Below are 17,806 nucleotides of genomic sequence, written 5' to 3' on the forward strand. Positions count from 1 at the left end.
TGTTTGTGAGGAGCGTGTTCCCAAGACCTTGTCGGAACGGGTGCATGATTGCCCCCGTTGCGGGTCGTGGGACAGAGACTTGAACGCTGCTATCGAGATTTTGAAGCGTGGACTCAGGTCCCCCCGTATACGGGGGGATATAGGGGGGCGGTGGGACTGCCGCTCTCTGGCTGTGGAGGATCCTGGTTTACCAGTCCGTTGAAGCAGCAACTCCGGGAAGTGATTCTCGGAAGCTCCCGTCTACAGCCCGTCAGGGCTTAGCGGGAGAGGATGTCACCTCACGGTGTTTTGAATCGAAATCCAACGGCCATCAGGTGGGTTCATCACAAGCGGTAGCCGCGGGGAGTGATCAGCCGGCTGCCGTAGCGAAAGGTCTGCGAGCTGCCGATCAAGACCAGGGTAAACATGTCCACCTGCTCAGGATCCAACTCCCCTAGCGTGGTGAGGTGGATGGCCTCGCCGGGACGGTAGAGGTTGCGGGCCACCGCCACCGGGGTGTGGGTGGGGCGGGCCCGGCGAAAGATCTGCAGCGCCTTGAGGAAGGGATCCAACCGCTGCCGCGAGCGGGGGTTATACAGGGCCACCACAAAGTCGGCCTGGGCAGCCGCCTGCAGGCGTTGCTCGATGGCCGGCCAGGGGGTGAGGCGATCCGAGAGGGAAATAGCGCAAAAATCCTGCATGAGAGGGGCTCCTAGGCGAGCGGCAGCAGCTTGAAGGGCGGAGATCCCCGGCAGCACCTCCAGGGAGGGGCGGATCCCATCCCAGCCGCTGCGGGCCAAGTACTCCAGCACCAGGCCGGCCATGCCGTAGATCCCCGCATCCCCCGAAGAGATCACCGCCACCTGCAGCCCCTGCTGGGCCAGGGCGATGGCGCGCTGCGCCCGCTGCACCTCCTGGGTGATGGGAAAGGCTTCGCAAATCTGGCCGGGGTGCAGGAGGGGCGCCACCAAGTCCAGGTAAAGCTGGTAGCCAATCACCACCTCGGCTTGGGCCAGGGCCAGGCGGGCGGCCAAGGTCAATTGGGCGGGATCCCCAGGGCCGATGCCAATTAGCCACAGGTGCCCGGCGCGAGGGGAATACTCGCGGGCGGCGCGGGCAATGGCCAGGGTACAAGCTCCCTCGCTTTCTGAGGTGAAGATCTGCTTGGGGCAGACAAGGGTGGCTCTCCCCTGGGCTGGATTGTCCTCTCCCGACCAGCGCTGGGCCGCCAAAAGAGCAGCCGCCTCCGCCACCGAAGGGGTGCCCACCGCCTGCCGCACCGCCTCTGAAGGGTGGGGAACCGGGATCCCTGCCAGGGCCGCGGCGGAGAAAAACTGGATGGGCCAGCCATGGGCCTGGGCCAGCTCCAAGAGCCCCGCCTCATCCCGTTTCAGCTCCAGAGTGGCCAAGCCGGCAACGGCCTCGAGGGCCAGCCCCTGGTTTTGCAACAGGCGCCGCAGGGATCCCTCCAGCCAGGCGCGGCTGGTGCCCCGCTCGCAGCCCACCCCCACCCACAGCACCCGCGGATGCCAGTGGACGGTGGGGATGTGGGGGCAAGGCGTTGTGTATTCCCCAATCCGGATCTGGGCCACTGCTTGGTCGGGAGCCGTAGTCAAAAGAGGATGATCCGCTGGCCAGGCCCGCCGCCAGAGCTGCGTGCCGCAGGTTTGCTCTACGGCCACCGGCTCTCCCCGCGTCAGGGCAGCAGCTACCCCGTTCCAATCGCCACTGCCCCGCCGCCAGCCGTAGGGATGCCCCAACACATCCACAGGCGGGATCCCCAGCCCTTCGGAGGCAGAGGTGAGGATCGGCTCGGCTCCCAAAGCAGCCGCCACCTGCCGCGCCAGCGCATCGGCCCCGCCCACATGTCCCCCGCAGAGGCTAATGGCCCAGCGGCCTGATTCATCCACCACCACCACCGCCGGATCCCGGTATTTGTCCTGCAAGAGGGGGGCAATTAGCCGCACCACCGACCCAACTGGCAAGATGAAAAGACAGCCCTGCACCTGGGGCCAAGTTTGGGCCACCGCTGCCGCCAGGGATCTGGGCGCTGTGGGATGGCTGGGATCCCCATAGGCTTGCCAGGGCCAAGGCAGCGGCTCTCCCTGTGGATTGGCTTTGCTCCAGCAGATCCACTCCTCTGGCAGCAGCGACAGCAGAGCCTGGGCCAAGCGGCGACCGCGCGGGGTGGGGGCAAACAGGGCAAGCTTCATCAGCCTAGGGATCCTATACTGGACTACAGAGCCACCCGCAAATGGACAAGCGCCAATGCCAACCCCCCTTGGACTGATGCTGCCGCTGATCCCCCTGGAGGTTTTGCTCTCCACGAAGGGGCTGATGTTTTTGCTGCTATCGGCCTACGGCGGGGCCATGTGGACGTTTCTGAGCGGCGCACCGCGGGTTTACACCATCATCGTGCCCGATCTGGAGCAGGCGCGAGGGTTTTACGAAAAGGTCTTGAGGCTGCCGGAGGCGGAGCTGCCGCTGCAGTACTACTACGGCTATGAGCAAAGCATGGTCGGCTCCAGCCTGGGATCTGCCTACTTCCCGGCGGATATTGGCCTCAGCTCCCGCCTTGATGCCAAAGCCCGCTCCACCTCGACACCTCTCGATACCGCTGGCCTCTGGTATCAGCTCTCCGACACCGTGCAACTGCACGTGATCCCCGGTACCACGGATCCCTACGGCAGTCTCTCCAGAACTCCCTTTGTACCTGCCTACGGGGCGGCAGCCGGTCGCAGCAGCGGCGTCCGCTATCGCCACACCACCTACGAACGGGAAGCCCTCAAAGCCCTCCTGAAGCGGATCAACAAGCAAGGGATCCGCAGCAGCGTCCGCTCCGAAAAGCCTTTTGTCTTCTGGGTGCGCGACCATCAAGGGCAGATCGTCGAATTTGCCGAAATAGGATGAGGGGATCCCCTAAGATTGTTGGGGAGGCAAAAAGTCGGCACCGGGGGGACGCCAACGGATGAAACAGATGCTGCTGCTGTTGCTGGGTTTGCTGTGGATTGGGGTGTGGGCTGGACAGCCGGCCATGGCTCTGTCGCGAGCCAAAGATCACCCAGCAGTTACTGTGCAATCTCAAGCCCAGCAATTTATCACCACCGAGTCGGGTCTGCAGTACTACGACCTTGTCGAAGGTACAGGGCCTTCACCTCAGCCGGGGCAAACGGTGGTGGTGAACTACGTGGGCAAGCTGCAGGATGGCACCGTCTTCGATAGCTCCTACAAGCGCAATCAACCTTTTACCTTCACCTACGGGGTAGGGCAGGTGATCCGTGGCTGGGAGGAAGGTCTGGCCACCATGCGGGTGGGTGGCAAGCGGTATTTGCGCATTCCGCCGGAGTTGGCCTATGGCAGCCGCGGCGCCGGCGGCGTGATCCCTCCCAACGCTACTCTCGATTTTGAAGTGGAGCTCCTGGCCATCCAGTAGGTTCTGGATATCCACCCCTAAGCTTGACTGGGGGTGGGGAAAGTCAAGGCAGGGAGATGGCATGGCGCTGCGGCAACTCCCTTCTACGCTACAAACCTGTCTCCGTCTGTGGGGCCCAATTTTCTCCCCAAAGCTCGCTTGCGCCGGCACTTCCGCCAAGTGCGGCAAGGGGTGGATCGCTCTCTGGTCGAGCAGAAGATAGTGGCTCATCTGGCCTCTCAGCCCCGGCTTTTGGCGGCCAAGACCATCCTGGCCTACGTGGCCTTCGGCTCCGAGGTGGACTTGGGATCCCTGTTCGCCCTTTTCCCTGAAAAGCGCTGGGGGATCCCTCGTTGCTTGCCGCAGCGGCAGTTGCGGTGGCACCGCTACCACCCAGCTGAGCTTGTTCCCAACCGCTGGGGGTTGCTGGAGCCCTCTCCCAGCAGCGAAGTCATCGATCCCGCCGAAGCCGAGTTAATCCTTGTGCCCGCCCTGGCCTGCGATCGCTGGGGGAGGCGCCTGGGCTATGGCGGCGGCTATTACGACCGCTTTTTGGCCTCGCTGCCGGATCCCGGCGTGCCCAAGTGGGGCATTGTCCCGCAGGCCTGCCTACTGGAGCAGCCTCTGCCTCAGGATCCCTGGGATCAGCGCTTGGACGGGATCCAGACCGAGGAGGGGTTTTACCGGGCGGGGGATCCCCTAGACTAGGGGAGATGGGCCTTGGAGAAAAAACATGAGCCAAGTTTGGAAGAAGGGGCTTCGCTCCCTCTGCTGGAGCCTGGGTTGTGCAGCTTTGGCGGCGCTCTTGCTGGGTTTTGGAGCCATCCCCCTGCAACTGAAGGATTTGCACCTCACCCCCTGCCCGGATACCCCCGAATACACCAACCTGGTTACCAGCAACGGCAACCCCATACCGGCCAGGTGCCTATTCATTGAAGGCACGGTGGTCAACCGCTCCAGAAATACTGTGCTGAATGCGGATGTCTTCGGTCGCCTTTACGATGCCAACGGCAATGAGGTTCTGCCGGAGCGCACCCGCCTGGGAGCCATCGAGGAGGTTCCCCCCGGCGAAAGCCCCTTCTCCATTCGCATCTCCGTGCCCGTGACCAGCCCGCTGCCTCTGACTATGGAGCAGTTCAAAGCCAGCGGCTTCAGCGGCACCGTGCGCCGTTAAAGCTGGCGGGTGAAGTCCACCTGGGCCGGGCGCCCCGGCAAATGGAGCTGGGCAACCACCGGCGGGGTTTGGGCGATCAGCCGTCCCCGACGGAAAACGTACAGGCAAGCCGGTTGCAGGCGAATGGCTTCGACAGCATCGGCAGCCTGGAGCACCACCAAGTCGGCATAGCAGCCGGGTTCTAGTCCGTAGCCTTCTAACCCCAGAATGCGGGCCGGGTTTTCCGTAACCGCCAAGAAACACTGCCGCATCTGCTCATAGCCTGTCAGTTGGGCAGCGTGGATCCCCATGTGGGCCACCTCCAGCATGTTGCCGCTGCCCAGGGGATACCAGGGATCCATCACACAGTCCTGGCCAAAAGCCACCGTCAGCCCGGCGGCCATCAGCTCTGGCACTCGCGTCAGTCCCCGCCGCTTGGGGTAGGTGTCCTGGCGGCCCTGCAGCACCAGGTTGACCAGCGGGTTGGCGACCACTCCCAGCTCTGCCTCGGCCATCAGAGGAATGAGTTTGCTCACGTAGGCGTTGTCCATTGAGTGCATCGAGGTGAGGTGGGAGGCCGTCACTCGACCCTGCAGGCCCAGCCGCAGCGTCTCATAGGCCAAGGTCTCGACGTGGCGGGAGAGGGGGTCGTCTGTTTCGTCGCAGTGCAGATCCACCCGCAGGCCGCGCGCGGCTGCAATCTCGCACAGAGCCCGCACTGAAGCGGCTCCTTCGGCCATCGTCCGCTCGAAGTGGGGGATCCCGCCCACCACCTCCACCCCTAGATCCAAGGCCTTCTCCAAAAGCTGCACCGCCCCCGGCGAGCGGTAGTAGCCATCTTGGGGAAAGGCCACCAGTTGCAAATCCAGGTAGGGGGATACTTTTTGCTTGACCTCCAGCAAGGCCTGCACCGCCACCAGGTTGGGATCGCACACGTCCACATGGGCGCGGATGGCCAGGATCCCGCGCGCCACCGCCCAATCGCAATAGGTCAAGGCCCGCTCCATCACTGCCTCCGGCGTCAGCAGCGGCTTCAACTCCCCCCAAAGGGCGATCCCTTCCAGCAAGGTGCCCGATTGGTTGACGCGCGGGATCCCGTAGGTAAGGGTGGCATCCAGGTGAAAGTGGGCATCCACAAAGGGGGGCGACACCAAGCGGCCGCTCACATCAATTTCCTGCCAGGCAGTGGCCTGCAGATTCACCTCCAGGGCAACGATGCGCTCCCCCTCGATGCCGATGTCGATTCCCTTACGGCCATCCGGCAAATTGGCCCGGCGCAAAATCCAATCCATCCACCTCTTCCAAACCCGGCTTGACCATTTTCTCGCCAGCGGTAGCTACCTCAATGGCAAGCTCGATACAGGGATTCCAGCTTGGGCAGGTAAGGCAGGAGTCCAGGAAGCGGCGCACGATGTCTGACCGCCCATGCAGCAACAAAAAGGCCATCACCGGCACGTTGTTGCGGATAAACACCTCGTGATGGTTGAGGTCGGGGCTGGATCCCACCACCTTCAGTTAGCCGTCTACATAGGCACGAGCCTTCTGGGGGATTGCCGCCAACGCGCCGTTCGGCTTGTCCTGGTAGTTAACCTTTGCAGAGGATCTGGGGCCCCGTCGCCACGCCCCCATTGGCCCTGGGCCGGCGGCTCTCCCTCCCAGGCGGCTCGGACAAAGCGTGTATGGTAGATAAAAGCCTGTTTTCGGGTATTTCCTCGTCCCTATGCCCAGGGTTAGCGCCTCTCGCCAGCAGACCGACCTTGGTTTGAGCCTTGCCCAGGCCAAGGGGCTAAAACCCTATCAGCGCAAGCAACTGCAACGTCTTTACCAACTGCGCCTGCCCCCCAATCGCTTGGTGACGGTGGAGTTTGCCCAAAGGCTGGGAGCCCTCACTCAAGATCTGGAAAGCCAGCCCATCAGTGTCTACCTCAATCGGCGGGGCCAAGTGATTCGCGTGGGGCTGGGATCCCCTTTTGAAACGCAGATCCCGGCCTGGGAATTGCCCCGCCAAGGGGCGGAGCGCCTGTCTGGGATCCGCTGCATCACCACCCAGGTGGGCGAGGGCGGCCCCAGCCAAAAGGCGCTGACGGCCATGGCCCTGCAGCGGCTGGACGCCCTCATTCTCCTGTCGGTATCTCCCTCAGGAGGACGGCTGCGCCGCGGCGGAGGGGCCACGGGCTTTGTCAACTACGCTTATCTGGCCCACCTAGTGCCCCAGGGAGAGAGCCGCTGGCAGGTCTCCGAGCCTCTGCCGCTGGCGACCCTGGCAGAGCAGGATCTGCAGGAGCTGGTGGCGGAGTTGGAAGATAGTTTTCGTCGCCAATTCACTGCCCGCCAGGTGGATCCCCAGCAGGAGCGGGCCATCCTCGTGGGACTGCAGGAGCCGGGACAGAGCAGCGAAGACCTCATAGACAGGCTGGCCGAGCTGGGCCGCCTGGTGGAGAGCGCCGGCGGCCAGGTGCTGCAAACCCTTTGGCAGCGGCGGGAGAGTCCCAATTCGGCCACGGCGATCGGCTCCGGTAAGGTGCAGGAGCTGGCCCTGCTGGTGCAGGATCTGGGAGCTAACCTGGTGGTGTTCGACCGCGAGCTCACCCCCAGCCAGGTGCGCACCCTGGAACAGGCAGTAGGGGTGCGGGTGGTGGATCGCAGCGAGGTGATCCTGGATATCTTTGCCCAGCGGGCCAGAACCCGGGCCGGGAAATTGCAGGTGGAGCTGGCGCAACTGCAATATCTGCTGCCGCGCCTGGCCGGCCGAGGGCGCACCATGTCGCGGTTGGGGGGTGGGATCGGCACCCGCGGCCCCGGGGAAACCCAACTGGAAATGGAGCGGCGGGCCATTCAGCGGCGCATCGCCAAGCTGCGGCAAGAAGTGGAAGAGCTGCGCCGCCACCGGCAACGGCTGCGCCAGCGACGGGAGGGATCCCAAATTCCCGTGGTGGCCCTGGTGGGCTACACCAACGCCGGCAAGTCCACCCTTCTCAACGCCCTCACCCAGGCCCAGGTCTATGTGGCCGATCAACTCTTTGCCACCTTGGATCCCACCACGCGGCGGCTGGAGCTGCCCGGCCAGCAGGCAGTGCTGTTGACCGACACGGTGGGATTCTTAACCGAGCTGCCTGAGCAATTGGTAGAGGCCTTCCAGGCCACGCTGGAGGAGGTGACGGAGGCGGATGCCCTGCTGCACGTGGTGGATCTCTCCCACCCCAACTGGGAAGGGCACATCGAGGCGGTGGAAACATTGCTGGACGAGATGCCCCTGGCCACCGGCCCGCGACAACTGGTGTTTAACAAAATTGACCGCCTCGATCCCGAATGGGTCGAGGACGTGCGCCTGCTCTACCCCAAGGCCCTGTTTGTGTCCGCCGCCAACGGCCAAAACTTGGATCAACTGCGCCACACCCTGGCCCAGTTTGCCGCAGCTTTTGCTCCCAGACCCTGCGGGGGTCGGCAGTTTGGGGATCCCTGAAGCATTTCATCAGAAAATCAAAACTTGGCGGCTCCTCAACATTTAGTTACATCACGGTTACGATGAGTGCAGAGGGCAGTTAGGTAAAGTTGCCATTTGGCAGAGGGGGAAAACATGGCCGTTACGGCAGTTGCACCGCGTTCAGGCCATCTTACGCTGCAGACGCTGCTCATTGGAGCCGATACCCTTGCCATCCGCTCCCAGGACTGGGATCGGGATCGGTTTGATATCGAGTTCGCCCTGGAAAACGGCACCACCTACAACTCCTTTTTAATTCGCGGGGAGAAGGTGGCCCTCATCGACACCTCCCACGAGAAGTTTCGCCAGTTGTACCTGGATCTGCTGCGAGGCCTCCTGGATCCCGCCACCCTCGACTACCTGGTGGTCAGCCACACCGAGCCGGATCACAGCGGCCTAGTCGGGGATCTGCTGGAGCTGGCGCCCCAAATGACGGTAGTGGCCTCCAAAGTGGCCGTGCAATTTTTGGAAAACCTGGTGCATCGCCCCTTCCGGCACCTGGTGGTCAAGCAGGGGGATCGCCTGGATCTGGGCAAGGGACATGTTCTGGAGTTCATCTCTGCTCCCAACCTGCACTGGCCCGACACCATCCTCACCTACGACCACGGCACGCAGATCCTCTACACCTGCGACGTCTTTGGGATGCACTACTGCGATGACTTTGCCTGGGACGAGCATCCCCACCTGCTACAGGCCGACTTCAAGCTCTACTACGACTGCCTCATGGGGCCCAACGCCCGCTCGGTACTCTCGGCCCTGAAGCGCATGGAGTCCCTGCCCCCCATCGCCGCCATTGCTACCGGCCACGGCCCCCTGCTGCACCACCACCTGTCTGATTGGGTGGAGCACTACCGCACTTGGAGCCTGGAGCAGGCCAAAGCCGAACGAATGGTGGCGGTGTTCTACCTATCGGGCTATGGCCAGGCGGAAGCATTGGCCCAAGCCATTGCCCGCGGCATCCAAAAAACCGGCGTTGCCGTAGAGCTGGCGGATCTGCGGCTGCTGGATGCCCACGAGGTGCGCGAGCTGATGAGCTTGGCCGCTGGTGTGGTGATAGGCATGCCGCCCCAAGCGGGGCCTGATGCGGCCTCCACCCAGGTGCTGCTGAAAACCCTCCTGGCTGCTGCCCACAGCAAACAAGGCTTTGGCCTGTTCGAGTCGGGGGGAGCAGATGACGAGTCGGTCTACCTCTGCCGCAACACGCTGCAGGAGATGGGCGCCAAAGAAGTGTTCCCTCCTATTCTCCTCAAGCAACCCCTAGACGAAACCCTGCTGCAATTGGCGGAGGAAGCCGGCACCGACCTGGGGCAGTGGCTAACGCGGGATCGCACCATTCAGCAGATGAAAGCCCTGGATGCCGACTTGGATCGCGCCCTAGGCCGCATCAGCAATGGCCTTTACATCCTCACCGCCCGCAAAGGGCAGGCCACCAGCGCCATGCTCGCCTCCTGGGTGGCCCAGGCCAGCAGCGATCCGCCGGGGATCAGCGTTGCCGTGGCCAAAGACCGGGCCATCGAGTCCTTCCTGCAGGTGGGCGATACCTTTGTCCTCAACGTGTTGCAGGAAGGCCATCACCAGTCCCTAATGCGCCACTTCCTGAAGCGCTTCCCGCCGGGAGCCGACCGCTTTGCCGGCATCAAGACCTACCCCGCCGCCAACGGATCCCCCATCTTGGCCGATGCCTTGGCCTACCTGGAGTGCCGCGTGGCCAGCCGCCTAGAAACCAGCGACCACTGGGTGGTCTACAGCACCCTAGAAGCCGGGCGGGTCTCCAACCTGGAGGGCCTCACCGCCGTCCACCACCGCAAGGTGGGGAATCATTACTGATCCCTCACCCCCAGGGAGAGGAGAGGTTCAGCAGGGCTTGAAATAGCCGTCCTGCTAACGCGAAAACCTCCCCGCCTATTTCAATAGGACAGTTGGTAGACCAGCCCGTTGACATGGAGGAAAAAAGGGCTACCCTCTCCCAGAGGGATCCCGGCTGGCCGCAGTGGAAAAGGCAGCCCCTCTGGGCTCTGTTCCGCTTTCTGAGCGAGGCGGTAGAAGACCTCCCCAAACCCAGAAGAGGGAATCTCCGCGGCAGCATGCTGCTGTTGCCAGCGCTGGTAGGGGCTGAGTCGAGCTTCCCTCTGGTCGATGTTCGACGGCACAGGGAGAGAGGGCGATATAGCCGGCTGTCCGGCGGGCAAAAGAGCCGCTACCTCCGCTTGGGCCCATCCTCCCCTGGCCAAGGCCATAGCCAAAAGCCAGCCGCTTCCCCAAACCCAAATGAACTGCTGCATGACCGGATCCCTCGCTCTGCCTCGACTAGCCGCTTCTCGGGCTTTTTTGTCCGGCACTGAGAAGATAGCTCCCATCTTCTCGAAGCCAGACCGAGGGAAGCATGACGGAGATCCTGCCAAGCCTGTGATCTGGATCAGAACCATTTAGATCATCAGATCAACGGAGCTCCCCTCTATCCGCTAACTGATTTGCCAGTAGGGCTTGGGCTGCTGGCTCCCACATAGGCCTGCCAAGCCAAATCCAGCAGGCCATCCAAGACCGCCGCCGCCACTGCAGGGCCGCCCTTCCGTCCCTCAGTGCGGATGTGGGGCACCATGGAATCGGCCAGCTCCTGCTTGGCTTTCACCACATCCACAAACCCAGCCGGCGTCGCGATGACCAGGGCAGGGGATACCTCTTTCTCGGCGATCAACTGCACCAGGGTGGAAAGAGCCGTCTGGGATTGGCCAATGACAAAGATTGCCTCAGGGTAGCGCTGAGCTAGGGTTTGCAGGCCCCAGGCAGAGCGGGTCTTGTCCCTCTGGGGGCGGGTGACAGCTTCGCTGCCGCAGTAGATGGGGTTGGAGAAGGTGTTCTGCACGGCCCGCGCGATGCCTACCTGCACCATCGGCTCGTCCACCACAATGGTGGTGCGCGCCGCCAAAGCCGCCGCCCCAGCCTGCAGGGCTTCGTTGCCAAAACGGATGAGGTGGAGATACTCGAAATCTGCAGTAGCGTAAATAACTCGACGAACCACCTCATACTCGGCGGGGGAAAGCTCGTGCTTGCCCACCTCCTGGTCGATGATCATCAGGCTTTCCGCATCGGTAACATGCCACTCCATCGCCTCTAAACCTCGCCTGCCAGCCACCCTCAATGGCAGCATTCTAGCTGTAGAGGCCCCACTTGGCGGCAAAACCCGAAGCTAGCCCGGCGGCCAGCCCATCGCCCGACCGCCCAGAACGTGGATGTGCAGGTGAAAGACGGTTTGACCCCCGTCTTCTCCTTGGTTGATGACCAAGCGATAACCTCTGCTTAGGCCAGCTTCAACAGCCACCCGCTGAGCCGTCAGCAGCAGGTGCCCTAGCAACGCTTCGTGTTCGGGCTTGGCCTGGGCAATGCCGGGGATAGGCTCCTTGGGCACCACCAAGATGTGGACAGGAGCCTGGGGAGCAATGTCTTTGAAGGCGATGGCTCGCTCGTCTTCGTAGACAATCTGGGCCGGGATCTCCCTGCGGATGATCTTGCTGAAAACGGTGTCGCTCATGGGTAGTTACGAAACAATCCTGCCCTTAGCCTACCCGGTTTAGGGATCTCATTGGTTGAGCAGCCACTCAAACTCCTGCTGTAGGGATTGAATGGGCCCCACCCGCGAGATCAGCAGGACATCTTCTCCGGCATCCTGAAAGCGAGACCGCCACAAACTGACCAAGTCGGGATTGTTGCACCAGAAGCGAATAACCGCTTCGATTAGCTGATCCAAATCCCAGCCCCGCCGCGCCGGCACCTCCTCCAAGGATCCCAGCAGCGCATCCAGGGTGCAAGGGCGGGTGCCCAGGTACTCTACCCGACAAGGCCGCTTTGCCAGCTCCTGCTGCTGCCAGAAAAAATCGAGGGCAGGGGCAATGCCGATGATTTCAAAAGTATAAACCATTGGATCTGGTCCTAGTTTTCTTGCCAAAATAGAGACCTTGCAAAAAGAGGTTCAGAAACTCCTCGACCGATTCAAGTTGGGATCCCTTCCCAACCCTCTTCGGCCTGAACCTGAAGGTTAGTGGATGGTAGGCACTGATTATACTCAACTTGAGCCAATTGCCAAGGTAAAGAGCAGGTGGACACAGCTCTTTTGCCGCTGGCCACTACCTGGGAATCGGCTGCTGCGGCAAACAATCTTGTGCAGATAAGGCCGAAAACTGCTAGCAAACCAAAGCAAGGACTGCCAGCACTCCTCGAGATTTTTTGTGAGTTGACTCTGCCGACAAAACAGTTGACGCCCGCCTTTCCTGGAGGCGCCAGAGAGACGGTGGAAACAACGGCTTGGTGAAAGTCTCCGGCCTAGGCCCTTTCTTCTATCCAGGTCGGTATTGGGTTTTGCAGGTTTTGCGCGGCAGGAGAGCTGGGAGCGGGGAGATGAAACTCCAGGCGCGGCTGGCCTACCCCGTAGGTGAGGGTGTAGCTCCAGCTCAGGCAGCGCAACCACAGGCGGGGGTAGCGGGACTCCAGCCAGGGCTGCAGGCGCCGCACCAGCTTGGGAAACCAACTTCCCAGGAGGGCCGAGAGCAAAGCCAGTCCGGTGTAGCTGAAGTAGGTAGGTAGCCACTGGGCAAAGCCTTCCGCTCCTACTGCCTCCCAGATCCACAGCAGCAGCCGCGGGTTCTGCAGAGCCGCTTTGATAGCCATGCGGTTAAAGGCCAGCCAGCCAGCCCGGTCTTTGATAAAGTCGTCCACCACCTCAGGCGGCTCGGTGGCGAGAATACCGAAAAAGCTGTTGAGGATGGCGTTGATGCGCTCGGGCGGCAACACCTTGCCGGTGGGCACCATCATCCCCCGCGAAAACAGCCAAGTGACGGCGGAGTTGCCCTGGTAGGCGCGGATCTGGGCTAGGTCGGCGGCTTTGAGGAGATTATGGCGCAAGGCTGTGTCCAGCAAATCGCACAGGCGAGGGCAGTTGCGCACCAGGGATCCAAACCCCGTAAAGCTCAGGGGCGATTGCAGAGCTGCCGCATCCCCAATTAAAAGGAGGCGGTCGAAGGGCTCTTGGGGAGCTGGCTGCTGGCCAAAGCGTCCGGGGATGTAGCCAAAGGTGGCTTTTTTCCACTGCAGGCGCTCCGGGTCGCAGCGGCGGTATTCCGGCAGGATGGTGAAAAAGTCTTCGTACAGCTCCAAGAGGGAGCCCGGGTTTTCCGGATGCACCTGGTGGTAGTGGAACAGGTAGAAGGTGAGATCCTCCCCCGGCCCAGGGAACAGTTCCCAGATGAGCTGCCGACCGCGGCTGATGTCGCCGTGGCTGGCCAGGATGTCGCCAAATTGGGGATCCCAAACTCCTGGCTCAAACCCCCCTGCAATGGTGGCCCCTACCGTGGGGCAAACGCTGTCGAAGGCGCGGCGGCCGTAGAGCTGCTGGGCAATGGGGGAGGCCGTCCCCATGGCATCCACCAACAGGCGGGATCCCAGAGAGAACTCTTCTTGAGTGGTTAGGTCCTTAACCACCACCGTGACGCCTTGCTCCTCGATGTAGGCCCGCTGAAACTCGCTGCGCTCGTAGATGGCACCACCCCTGGATCTCAAGATTTGACCACAGAGCTGCAGGAGCTTTTCGGCATCAATGGCCAGGTTGAGCACCGTCGGCGTGTGCAGGACGGGGGCGCGCACGGGGCTGTTGCCATCAAAAAACTTGTTAAAACCATCCGTGTATTCCCTGAGGATGAGGCTCTCCATCTCCTCAGGGCTGAGGAGGCCAAACTCCACCAGCGTCTGCAGCTCCCGCCGCGAGATGTTCCACTCCCGGTTCATGCGGCCAAAGGGCAGCCGTTCCACCAGGGCCACGCGGTAACCTAAGCGGGCCATGGCCGCGCCGTAGATAGCCCCCAACGCCCCGCCCACGATCACCAAGTCCCACTCTTGGGGGGCGGGCTCTGGGGCAGGCTGGCGAAATAGCACGGGGGGCCGGCAAGCGTGAGGGGATTGGACTTCTTCCCGCCAGCGTTTCTCCCACCAGTAAACCCGCTGCAGGTCAAACTCCCCGTTGGGGATACGGCGGAAATACTTCACCGTCTGCGGGTAAAAGGGCTCCAGTTGCTCAAAGATGGATCCCTGGCTGAGATCGACATCTGGCAACTGCGGGTAGCGGTGGGGAAATTGGCTTTGGATAGCCCTTTCCACTTCCTTTAGCCAGCGGCCCTGCTGGGGGAAAGGCCGCTCTGACCACTGAAAGATCTTGAGATAGGTGGTGTTCAGCCCCGACCAGAGGAAAACGGCCAGCTGCGCTCCGGATCCCTCTAGGCGTAGCCCAGTGGGGGTGAGTACCTTTTGGCTGCTCGCAGGCAGAGGCAGGTGCTCCTGCAGCCAGCTCAGCACTTGAGCGGTATCTGGGCAAGGGATCTCGCGGTAGTACAGGAGCTTGAGCACAGCGCCAAGACACAAAAAAAGCCGATCTTTACCCATTGTGACACGAGGGGATGCCGGAGGTGGGGTTATCTCGACCATCCATTCCCAGAGACGAAGGGGAAGAGGCGAACTAATGCCTCAGTGACGGGATCCGACTCCAAGGCCCAAACCCGAGCCTAGGGGGCTTCCCACTCGCTCCCCTCAAGCAGGAAAAATCGGGGATCCCCTCTAGGAAGCTGCAAAACACTGCTTCATCTCCTGCAGCACCTGAGCATCCTGGGAGGCGGTTCTAGCGCCTGCCTGGGCGGCCCAGCACTTAAGGCTTTCGATCTGGTCGCGGGCAATGGAGGCCAGGGGCACAGTTTCGCGGATGGCCTGCAGGATGTCTTCCTGGGTAAAGTCTCGCCGAGCGCCGCTGCCGCTGCCTCCAAAGGCGTTGTACATAGCGTCAACGATAGCCTGCTCGATCTCGGCGCCACTGAAGTTTTGGGCGGCTGCTGCCAGCTCATCTAGGTCAAACTCCCGCAGCCGGCTGGGGCGCAGCCGCTGGAGGTGCACTCGGAAGATCTCCTTGCGCTCGGCCTGGGTGGGCAGGTTGAGAAAGAAAATCTCGTCAAAGCGGCCCTTGCGCAGCAGCTCCGGCGGCAAGAGGGGCACGTTGTTGGCGGTGGCCACGATGAAAACGGGGCTGGTCTTCTCCTGCATCCAGGTAATCAGGCTGCCAAACACCCGACGGCTGGTGCCCGAGTCCCCGTCGGCGCTGCTGGTGATGTTGCCAAAAGCTTTGTCGATTTCGTCAATCCAGAGCACACAGGGGGCCATGGCCTCCGCCAGTTGGATCATCTGGCGCACGCGGCTTTCCGATTCGCCAACAATGCCGGCAAACAGCCGCCCAACGTCCAGCCGCAACAGCGGCAGCCGCCACTCGTTGGCGATGGTTTTGGCGGAGAGGGACTTGCCGGTACCCTGGATCCCCACCAGCAGCACGCCCTTGGGATTGGGCAGGCCGTAGCGCCGCGCCTCTTCGGTAAAGGCTTCCTGGCGCACCCGCACCCAAGCTTTGAGGTTGTCCAGCCCGCCCACGCTTTTCAGGGTCTCGCGGGCGGTGAAAAACTCCAGGATGCCGGTCTGGCGGATGGCCTGCTTTTTCTCCTCCAACACCAGGTCGATGTCGGCCTCGTTCACCTCCTGCTTGGCGGCCAGGGCGCGAGCCAAGACGCGGCGGATGCGCTCCCGGCTCAGCCCCTGACAGGCTTTGACCAGTTGCTCGCGGGCCAGGGGGGTGAGCTTGAGTTTTTCCGGGGCCACATAGAGCTGGATGAGGCGGCTGATCTCTTCGCTGTTGGGCAGGGGAATGTCGACGACGGTGATCTCCTCGGCCAGGTCGCTGGGCACTTCTAGAATGTGGCTGAGCAGGATCAGCGTCTTGCGGGTGCGCTTGAGCTCGCGGCTGAGGTTTTTCAGCTCCCGCAGGATAGGGGCGTTTTTGTCGCTGCTGGCGTTGCGCAGCACAAAGTGCAGATCCCGCAACACAAACAGGGTGTCTTCCTGAGGAGCCGAGCGCCACACCCGCCCCAGGGCGGCCATGATGGAGCCGCGATCTTCGCCGCTATCTTGCCAGCCCCGCACCACGTCCCAAAACAGCAGCCGCCGCGGCGGATCGGTTCTCTTGGCTACTTGCACGAGCACAGCATCCGCTGGCTCCTCTTCTGGAGAAACCAAGTAGATCAGGGGGTAGCGAGCCCGGATCATCAGATCCAGCTCCCGCACCAGTTCCCCTTGCACTTCGGTGGCGATCCCGCTCAGGATGGGATCCCCGCCGCTTTGCCGAGTGGGGTCAGTGAGATCTTTTACGGCTTCTGCCATCGGGAGTTAGGAGGGTTTTGAGAAGATTCTGTGTCTAACTTCAGGATAGAGCAGGGATCCGTTGCAGTTCGGCCAGCATGGCACGGGCGGTCTGGGTGGGATCCGCCGCCTCCATGAGAGCCCGCACCACGGCTACGCGGCTGGCGCCTGCCTGGCGCACCTCGGCCAGGTTGTGGAGGTCGATGCCGCCGATGGCAAACCAGGGCAAGTGGGCCTTCTCAGCGGCCAGGCGCACGTACTCCAGGCCGGCGGGGGGTTTTTCCGCTTTGGTGGGGGTGGCATAGACGGGGCCGACACCGATATAGTCCACGCCGCTATTGAGGGCTTGGGCCAGCTCTTCGGCATTGGTGGTCGACAGGCCAATCAGGCGCTGGGATCCCAGCAGGTGCCGCGCCTGGGCAACCGGCAGATCCGTCTGGCCCAGGTGCACCCCATCCGCTTGGCTGACCAAGGCCAAGTCCACCCGGTCGTTGACAATCATCAACGCCTGGTAGCGGTCGCACAGTTGCCGCAGCTGTTTGAGATCCCAGAGCATCTCCCTATCGGTGAGGTTCTTGCGGCGGTACTGCACCAGCGTCACCCCTCCCCGCAGCGCCTTTTCCACCACCTCCAGCCAGTGGGGCACCGGGCTGGTGACCAGGTAGAGATGGGCCGCCAACAGCCGTTGGCGCAGGGATCCCCCCAGCAGCTCGCTTTCTAGAACATAGAGCCGATAACGCATGTCTTTGGCCAGCTTGGCCAGGCCGGGTGCTACCCAATGACTGGACTCGGCCAACTTGCCGTATTCTTCCAAGACCCGCAGCGCTTCTTGCACACGGCTGCAATTGGCCTGCAGCAGGTGGCCGAGATCCCGCCGTTGCTCCTCTTGCGGATGGGAGATCTGGGTGCCCGGATCGGCAGGGGTGTCGCGGGCCAACCGCAGCGGGTCGCTGTGCCAGCGGGCCAGGGCTTGGCGCATGGCCTTGCATTCGCTGGCCAGCTCGCCGTTTTCTAGGCCAAAGCGAAACCACTCCTCTAGCACCCGTAATCCCTCACGAGCTCGGTCGAGGTTGGCATCCAGGATACGGGCGACGGCCTGCGGTTTCATGTCCCCTGCGCGTGGGAGTTTTAATCTTTTTTTTACTGTAAGTTGAAACGGTTTCTCTGGCACCTGTCCTAGCCTTTGTCCGAAAAGGAGGCAGGCTGTTGCCAAAGGGCGTTGAGGAAAGCTTGCTGTGGCGTGTGTCCCCAGGCAAACTCACGGGGGCCGATCCCTTCCGGCAGGTAGGCCCAAGCATAGCACTCGCAGGCAGGAAAGTAGCGGATCTCCCACCAGGGCTGGCCGGCGGCCACATCCTTCACCGCCCGCCAAAAATACCCCCGCTGACGGGTAAGACGGGTCTCGACGAAGTAAGGGCCTTCCAGGCGCAAAGCTTCCACCGCTGCAATAAACTCGGCTCGTTGTCGCTCATTTCGGATCATTACCCTGGCTTCCCCTCGCAGGTTGGCTCTATTTTAAGAAGAGATTTTTGGTAAGCTACAGGGTTCTGCTCGTTTAGCTCGAATG

Annotated in this window: 18 protein-coding genes; 7 read left to right on the forward strand and 11 right to left on the reverse strand. The window is 62.2% G+C overall.

Annotated elements, in window-relative coordinates:
• The first annotated feature begins 40 nt into the window (after positions 1-40).
• Complete coding sequence (locus SYN65AY6A5_RS14290; RefSeq protein ID WP_240527399.1) at positions 41-202, forward strand: transposase; 162 nt, start codon at positions 41-43, stop codon at positions 200-202.
• A gap of 121 nt (positions 203-323) precedes the next feature.
• Here the strand turns inward: SYN65AY6A5_RS14290 and cobJ are convergent, their stop codons facing one another.
• The gene (gene cobJ, locus SYN65AY6A5_RS03610) at positions 324-2,192 is read right to left on the reverse strand and encodes a precorrin-3B C(17)-methyltransferase (protein WP_099812059.1); all 1,869 of its coding nucleotides are present in this window, start codon (positions 2,190-2,192) and stop codon (positions 324-326) included.
• Between the two features lie 55 nt (positions 2,193-2,247).
• Between cobJ and SYN65AY6A5_RS03615 the strand changes: the two genes are divergently transcribed.
• The 4 genes from SYN65AY6A5_RS03615 to SYN65AY6A5_RS03630 all read left to right on the forward strand — a co-directional run bounded on the left by SYN65AY6A5_RS03615 (position 2,248) and on the right by SYN65AY6A5_RS03630 (position 4,565).
• The gene (locus SYN65AY6A5_RS03615) at positions 2,248-2,889 is read left to right on the forward strand and encodes a hypothetical protein (RefSeq protein WP_011430432.1); all 642 of its coding nucleotides are present in this window, start codon (positions 2,248-2,250) and stop codon (positions 2,887-2,889) included.
• Positions 2,890-2,947: 58 nt separating this feature from the next.
• Positions 2,948-3,412 carry an FKBP-type peptidyl-prolyl cis-trans isomerase gene (locus SYN65AY6A5_RS03620; RefSeq protein ID WP_041438366.1) on the forward strand — a complete coding sequence of 155 codons (465 nt, stop codon included), beginning with the start codon at positions 2,948-2,950 and terminating at the stop codon, positions 3,410-3,412.
• A gap of 108 nt (positions 3,413-3,520) precedes the next feature.
• Entirely contained in the window at positions 3,521-4,099 is a 579-nt protein-coding gene (locus tag SYN65AY6A5_RS03625) for a 5-formyltetrahydrofolate cyclo-ligase (RefSeq protein ID WP_240527650.1), read from the forward strand.
• Between the two features lie 25 nt (positions 4,100-4,124).
• The gene (locus SYN65AY6A5_RS03630; RefSeq protein WP_011430429.1) at positions 4,125-4,565 is read left to right on the forward strand and encodes an FxLYD domain-containing protein; all 441 of its coding nucleotides are present in this window, start codon (positions 4,125-4,127) and stop codon (positions 4,563-4,565) included.
• On the opposite strand, the gene SYN65AY6A5_RS03635 is transcribed toward SYN65AY6A5_RS03630, so the two are convergent.
• Both SYN65AY6A5_RS03635 and SYN65AY6A5_RS14640 read right to left on the reverse strand, forming a co-directional pair.
• On the reverse strand, positions 4,562-5,836 hold the full coding sequence (locus SYN65AY6A5_RS03635) for an amidohydrolase family protein (protein ID WP_099883923.1): 1,275 nt from the start codon (positions 5,834-5,836) through the stop codon (positions 4,562-4,564). The two genes, SYN65AY6A5_RS03630 and SYN65AY6A5_RS03635, sit on opposite strands and share 4 nt — an antisense overlap.
• Positions 5,793-6,050, reverse strand: coding sequence for a glycoside hydrolase 100 family protein (locus tag SYN65AY6A5_RS14640; protein ID WP_346426184.1), 258 nt, complete (start codon positions 6,048-6,050; stop codon positions 5,793-5,795). Before SYN65AY6A5_RS14640 ends, SYN65AY6A5_RS03635 begins: the two co-directional genes overlap by 44 nt.
• 214 nt (positions 6,051-6,264) lie before the next feature.
• On the opposite strand from SYN65AY6A5_RS14640, the gene hflX reads away from it, so the two are divergent.
• Together hflX and SYN65AY6A5_RS03650 are read left to right on the forward strand one after the other, a co-directional pair.
• Positions 6,265-8,007: a GTPase HflX gene (gene hflX / locus SYN65AY6A5_RS03645; RefSeq protein WP_099883927.1), complete on the forward strand. Its 1,743-nt coding sequence runs from the start codon at positions 6,265-6,267 to the stop codon at positions 8,005-8,007.
• A gap of 114 nt (positions 8,008-8,121) precedes the next feature.
• Positions 8,122-9,852, forward strand: coding sequence for a diflavin flavoprotein (locus SYN65AY6A5_RS03650; protein WP_011430418.1), 1,731 nt, complete (start codon positions 8,122-8,124; stop codon positions 9,850-9,852).
• An 80-nt stretch (positions 9,853-9,932) separates the two neighbouring features.
• On the opposite strand, the gene SYN65AY6A5_RS03655 is transcribed toward SYN65AY6A5_RS03650, so the two are convergent.
• From SYN65AY6A5_RS03655 to SYN65AY6A5_RS03690, 8 genes are all read right to left on the reverse strand, one after another.
• Positions 9,933-10,307 carry a hypothetical protein gene (locus tag SYN65AY6A5_RS03655; RefSeq protein ID WP_041438360.1) on the reverse strand — a complete coding sequence of 125 codons (375 nt, stop codon included), beginning with the start codon at positions 10,305-10,307 and terminating at the stop codon, positions 9,933-9,935.
• Between the two features lie 173 nt (positions 10,308-10,480).
• A complete protein-coding gene (locus tag SYN65AY6A5_RS03660; RefSeq protein ID WP_011430416.1) occupies positions 10,481-11,131 on the reverse strand; it encodes a precorrin-8X methylmutase in 651 nt (216 codons plus the stop codon).
• A gap of 81 nt (positions 11,132-11,212) precedes the next feature.
• Positions 11,213-11,554: a histidine triad nucleotide-binding protein gene (locus SYN65AY6A5_RS03665; RefSeq protein ID WP_011430415.1), complete on the reverse strand. Its 342-nt coding sequence runs from the start codon at positions 11,552-11,554 to the stop codon at positions 11,213-11,215.
• Between the two features lie 48 nt (positions 11,555-11,602).
• A complete protein-coding gene (locus SYN65AY6A5_RS03670) occupies positions 11,603-11,941 on the reverse strand; it encodes a hypothetical protein (RefSeq protein ID WP_011430414.1) in 339 nt (112 codons plus the stop codon).
• 401 nt (positions 11,942-12,342) lie between these two features.
• Positions 12,343-14,415 (reverse strand): flavin-dependent dehydrogenase, encoded by a 2,073-nt coding sequence (locus SYN65AY6A5_RS03675; RefSeq protein WP_041439059.1) that lies wholly within the window; start codon positions 14,413-14,415, stop codon positions 12,343-12,345.
• Positions 14,416-14,622: 207 nt separating this feature from the next.
• On the reverse strand, positions 14,623-16,146 hold the full coding sequence (locus SYN65AY6A5_RS03680; protein ID WP_240527872.1) for an AAA family ATPase: 1,524 nt from the start codon (positions 16,144-16,146) through the stop codon (positions 14,623-14,625).
• A 154-nt stretch (positions 16,147-16,300) separates the two neighbouring features.
• Positions 16,301-17,347: a thiamine phosphate synthase gene (locus SYN65AY6A5_RS03685; protein ID WP_099812069.1), complete on the reverse strand. Its 1,047-nt coding sequence runs from the start codon at positions 17,345-17,347 to the stop codon at positions 16,301-16,303.
• A 68-nt stretch (positions 17,348-17,415) separates the two neighbouring features.
• Positions 17,416-17,721 (reverse strand): hypothetical protein, encoded by a 306-nt coding sequence (locus SYN65AY6A5_RS03690; RefSeq protein WP_011430410.1) that lies wholly within the window; start codon positions 17,719-17,721, stop codon positions 17,416-17,418.
• Positions 17,722-17,806 lie beyond the last annotated feature (85 nt).

Source organism: Synechococcus sp. 65AY6A5 (genome assembly GCF_002760415.1).
Taxonomy (GTDB): domain Bacteria; phylum Cyanobacteriota; class Cyanobacteriia; order Thermostichales; family Thermostichaceae; genus Thermostichus.

Bases quoted from the DNA above. Each gene is read 5' to 3' on its own strand.
- cobJ (WP_099812059.1), bottom strand. From the start codon at position 2,192: ATGAAGCTTGCCCTGTTTGCCCCCACCCCGCGCGGTCGCCGCTTGGCC.
- SYN65AY6A5_RS03615 (WP_011430432.1), top strand. From the start codon at position 2,248: ATGCCAACCCCCCTTGGACTGATGCTGCCGCTGATCCCCCTGGAGGTT.
- SYN65AY6A5_RS03620 (WP_041438366.1), top strand. From the start codon at position 2,948: ATGAAACAGATGCTGCTGCTGTTGCTGGGTTTGCTGTGGATTGGGGTG.
- SYN65AY6A5_RS03630 (WP_011430429.1), top strand. From the start codon at position 4,125: ATGAGCCAAGTTTGGAAGAAGGGGCTTCGCTCCCTCTGCTGGAGCCTG.
- SYN65AY6A5_RS03635 (WP_099883923.1), bottom strand. From the start codon at position 5,836: ATGGATTGGATTTTGCGCCGGGCCAATTTGCCGGATGGCCGTAAGGGA.
- hflX (WP_099883927.1), top strand. From the start codon at position 6,265: ATGCCCAGGGTTAGCGCCTCTCGCCAGCAGACCGACCTTGGTTTGAGC.
- SYN65AY6A5_RS03650 (WP_011430418.1), top strand. From the start codon at position 8,122: ATGGCCGTTACGGCAGTTGCACCGCGTTCAGGCCATCTTACGCTGCAG.
- SYN65AY6A5_RS03655 (WP_041438360.1), bottom strand. From the start codon at position 10,307: ATGCAGCAGTTCATTTGGGTTTGGGGAAGCGGCTGGCTTTTGGCTATG.
- SYN65AY6A5_RS03660 (WP_011430416.1), bottom strand. From the start codon at position 11,131: ATGGAGTGGCATGTTACCGATGCGGAAAGCCTGATGATCATCGACCAG.
- SYN65AY6A5_RS03665 (WP_011430415.1), bottom strand. From the start codon at position 11,554: ATGAGCGACACCGTTTTCAGCAAGATCATCCGCAGGGAGATCCCGGCC.
- SYN65AY6A5_RS03670 (WP_011430414.1), bottom strand. From the start codon at position 11,941: ATGGTTTATACTTTTGAAATCATCGGCATTGCCCCTGCCCTCGATTTT.
- SYN65AY6A5_RS03680 (WP_240527872.1), bottom strand. From the start codon at position 16,146: ATGATCCGGGCTCGCTACCCCCTGATCTACTTGGTTTCTCCAGAAGAG.
- SYN65AY6A5_RS03685 (WP_099812069.1), bottom strand. From the start codon at position 17,347: ATGAAACCGCAGGCCGTCGCCCGTATCCTGGATGCCAACCTCGACCGA.
- SYN65AY6A5_RS03690 (WP_011430410.1), bottom strand. From the start codon at position 17,721: ATGATCCGAAATGAGCGACAACGAGCCGAGTTTATTGCAGCGGTGGAA.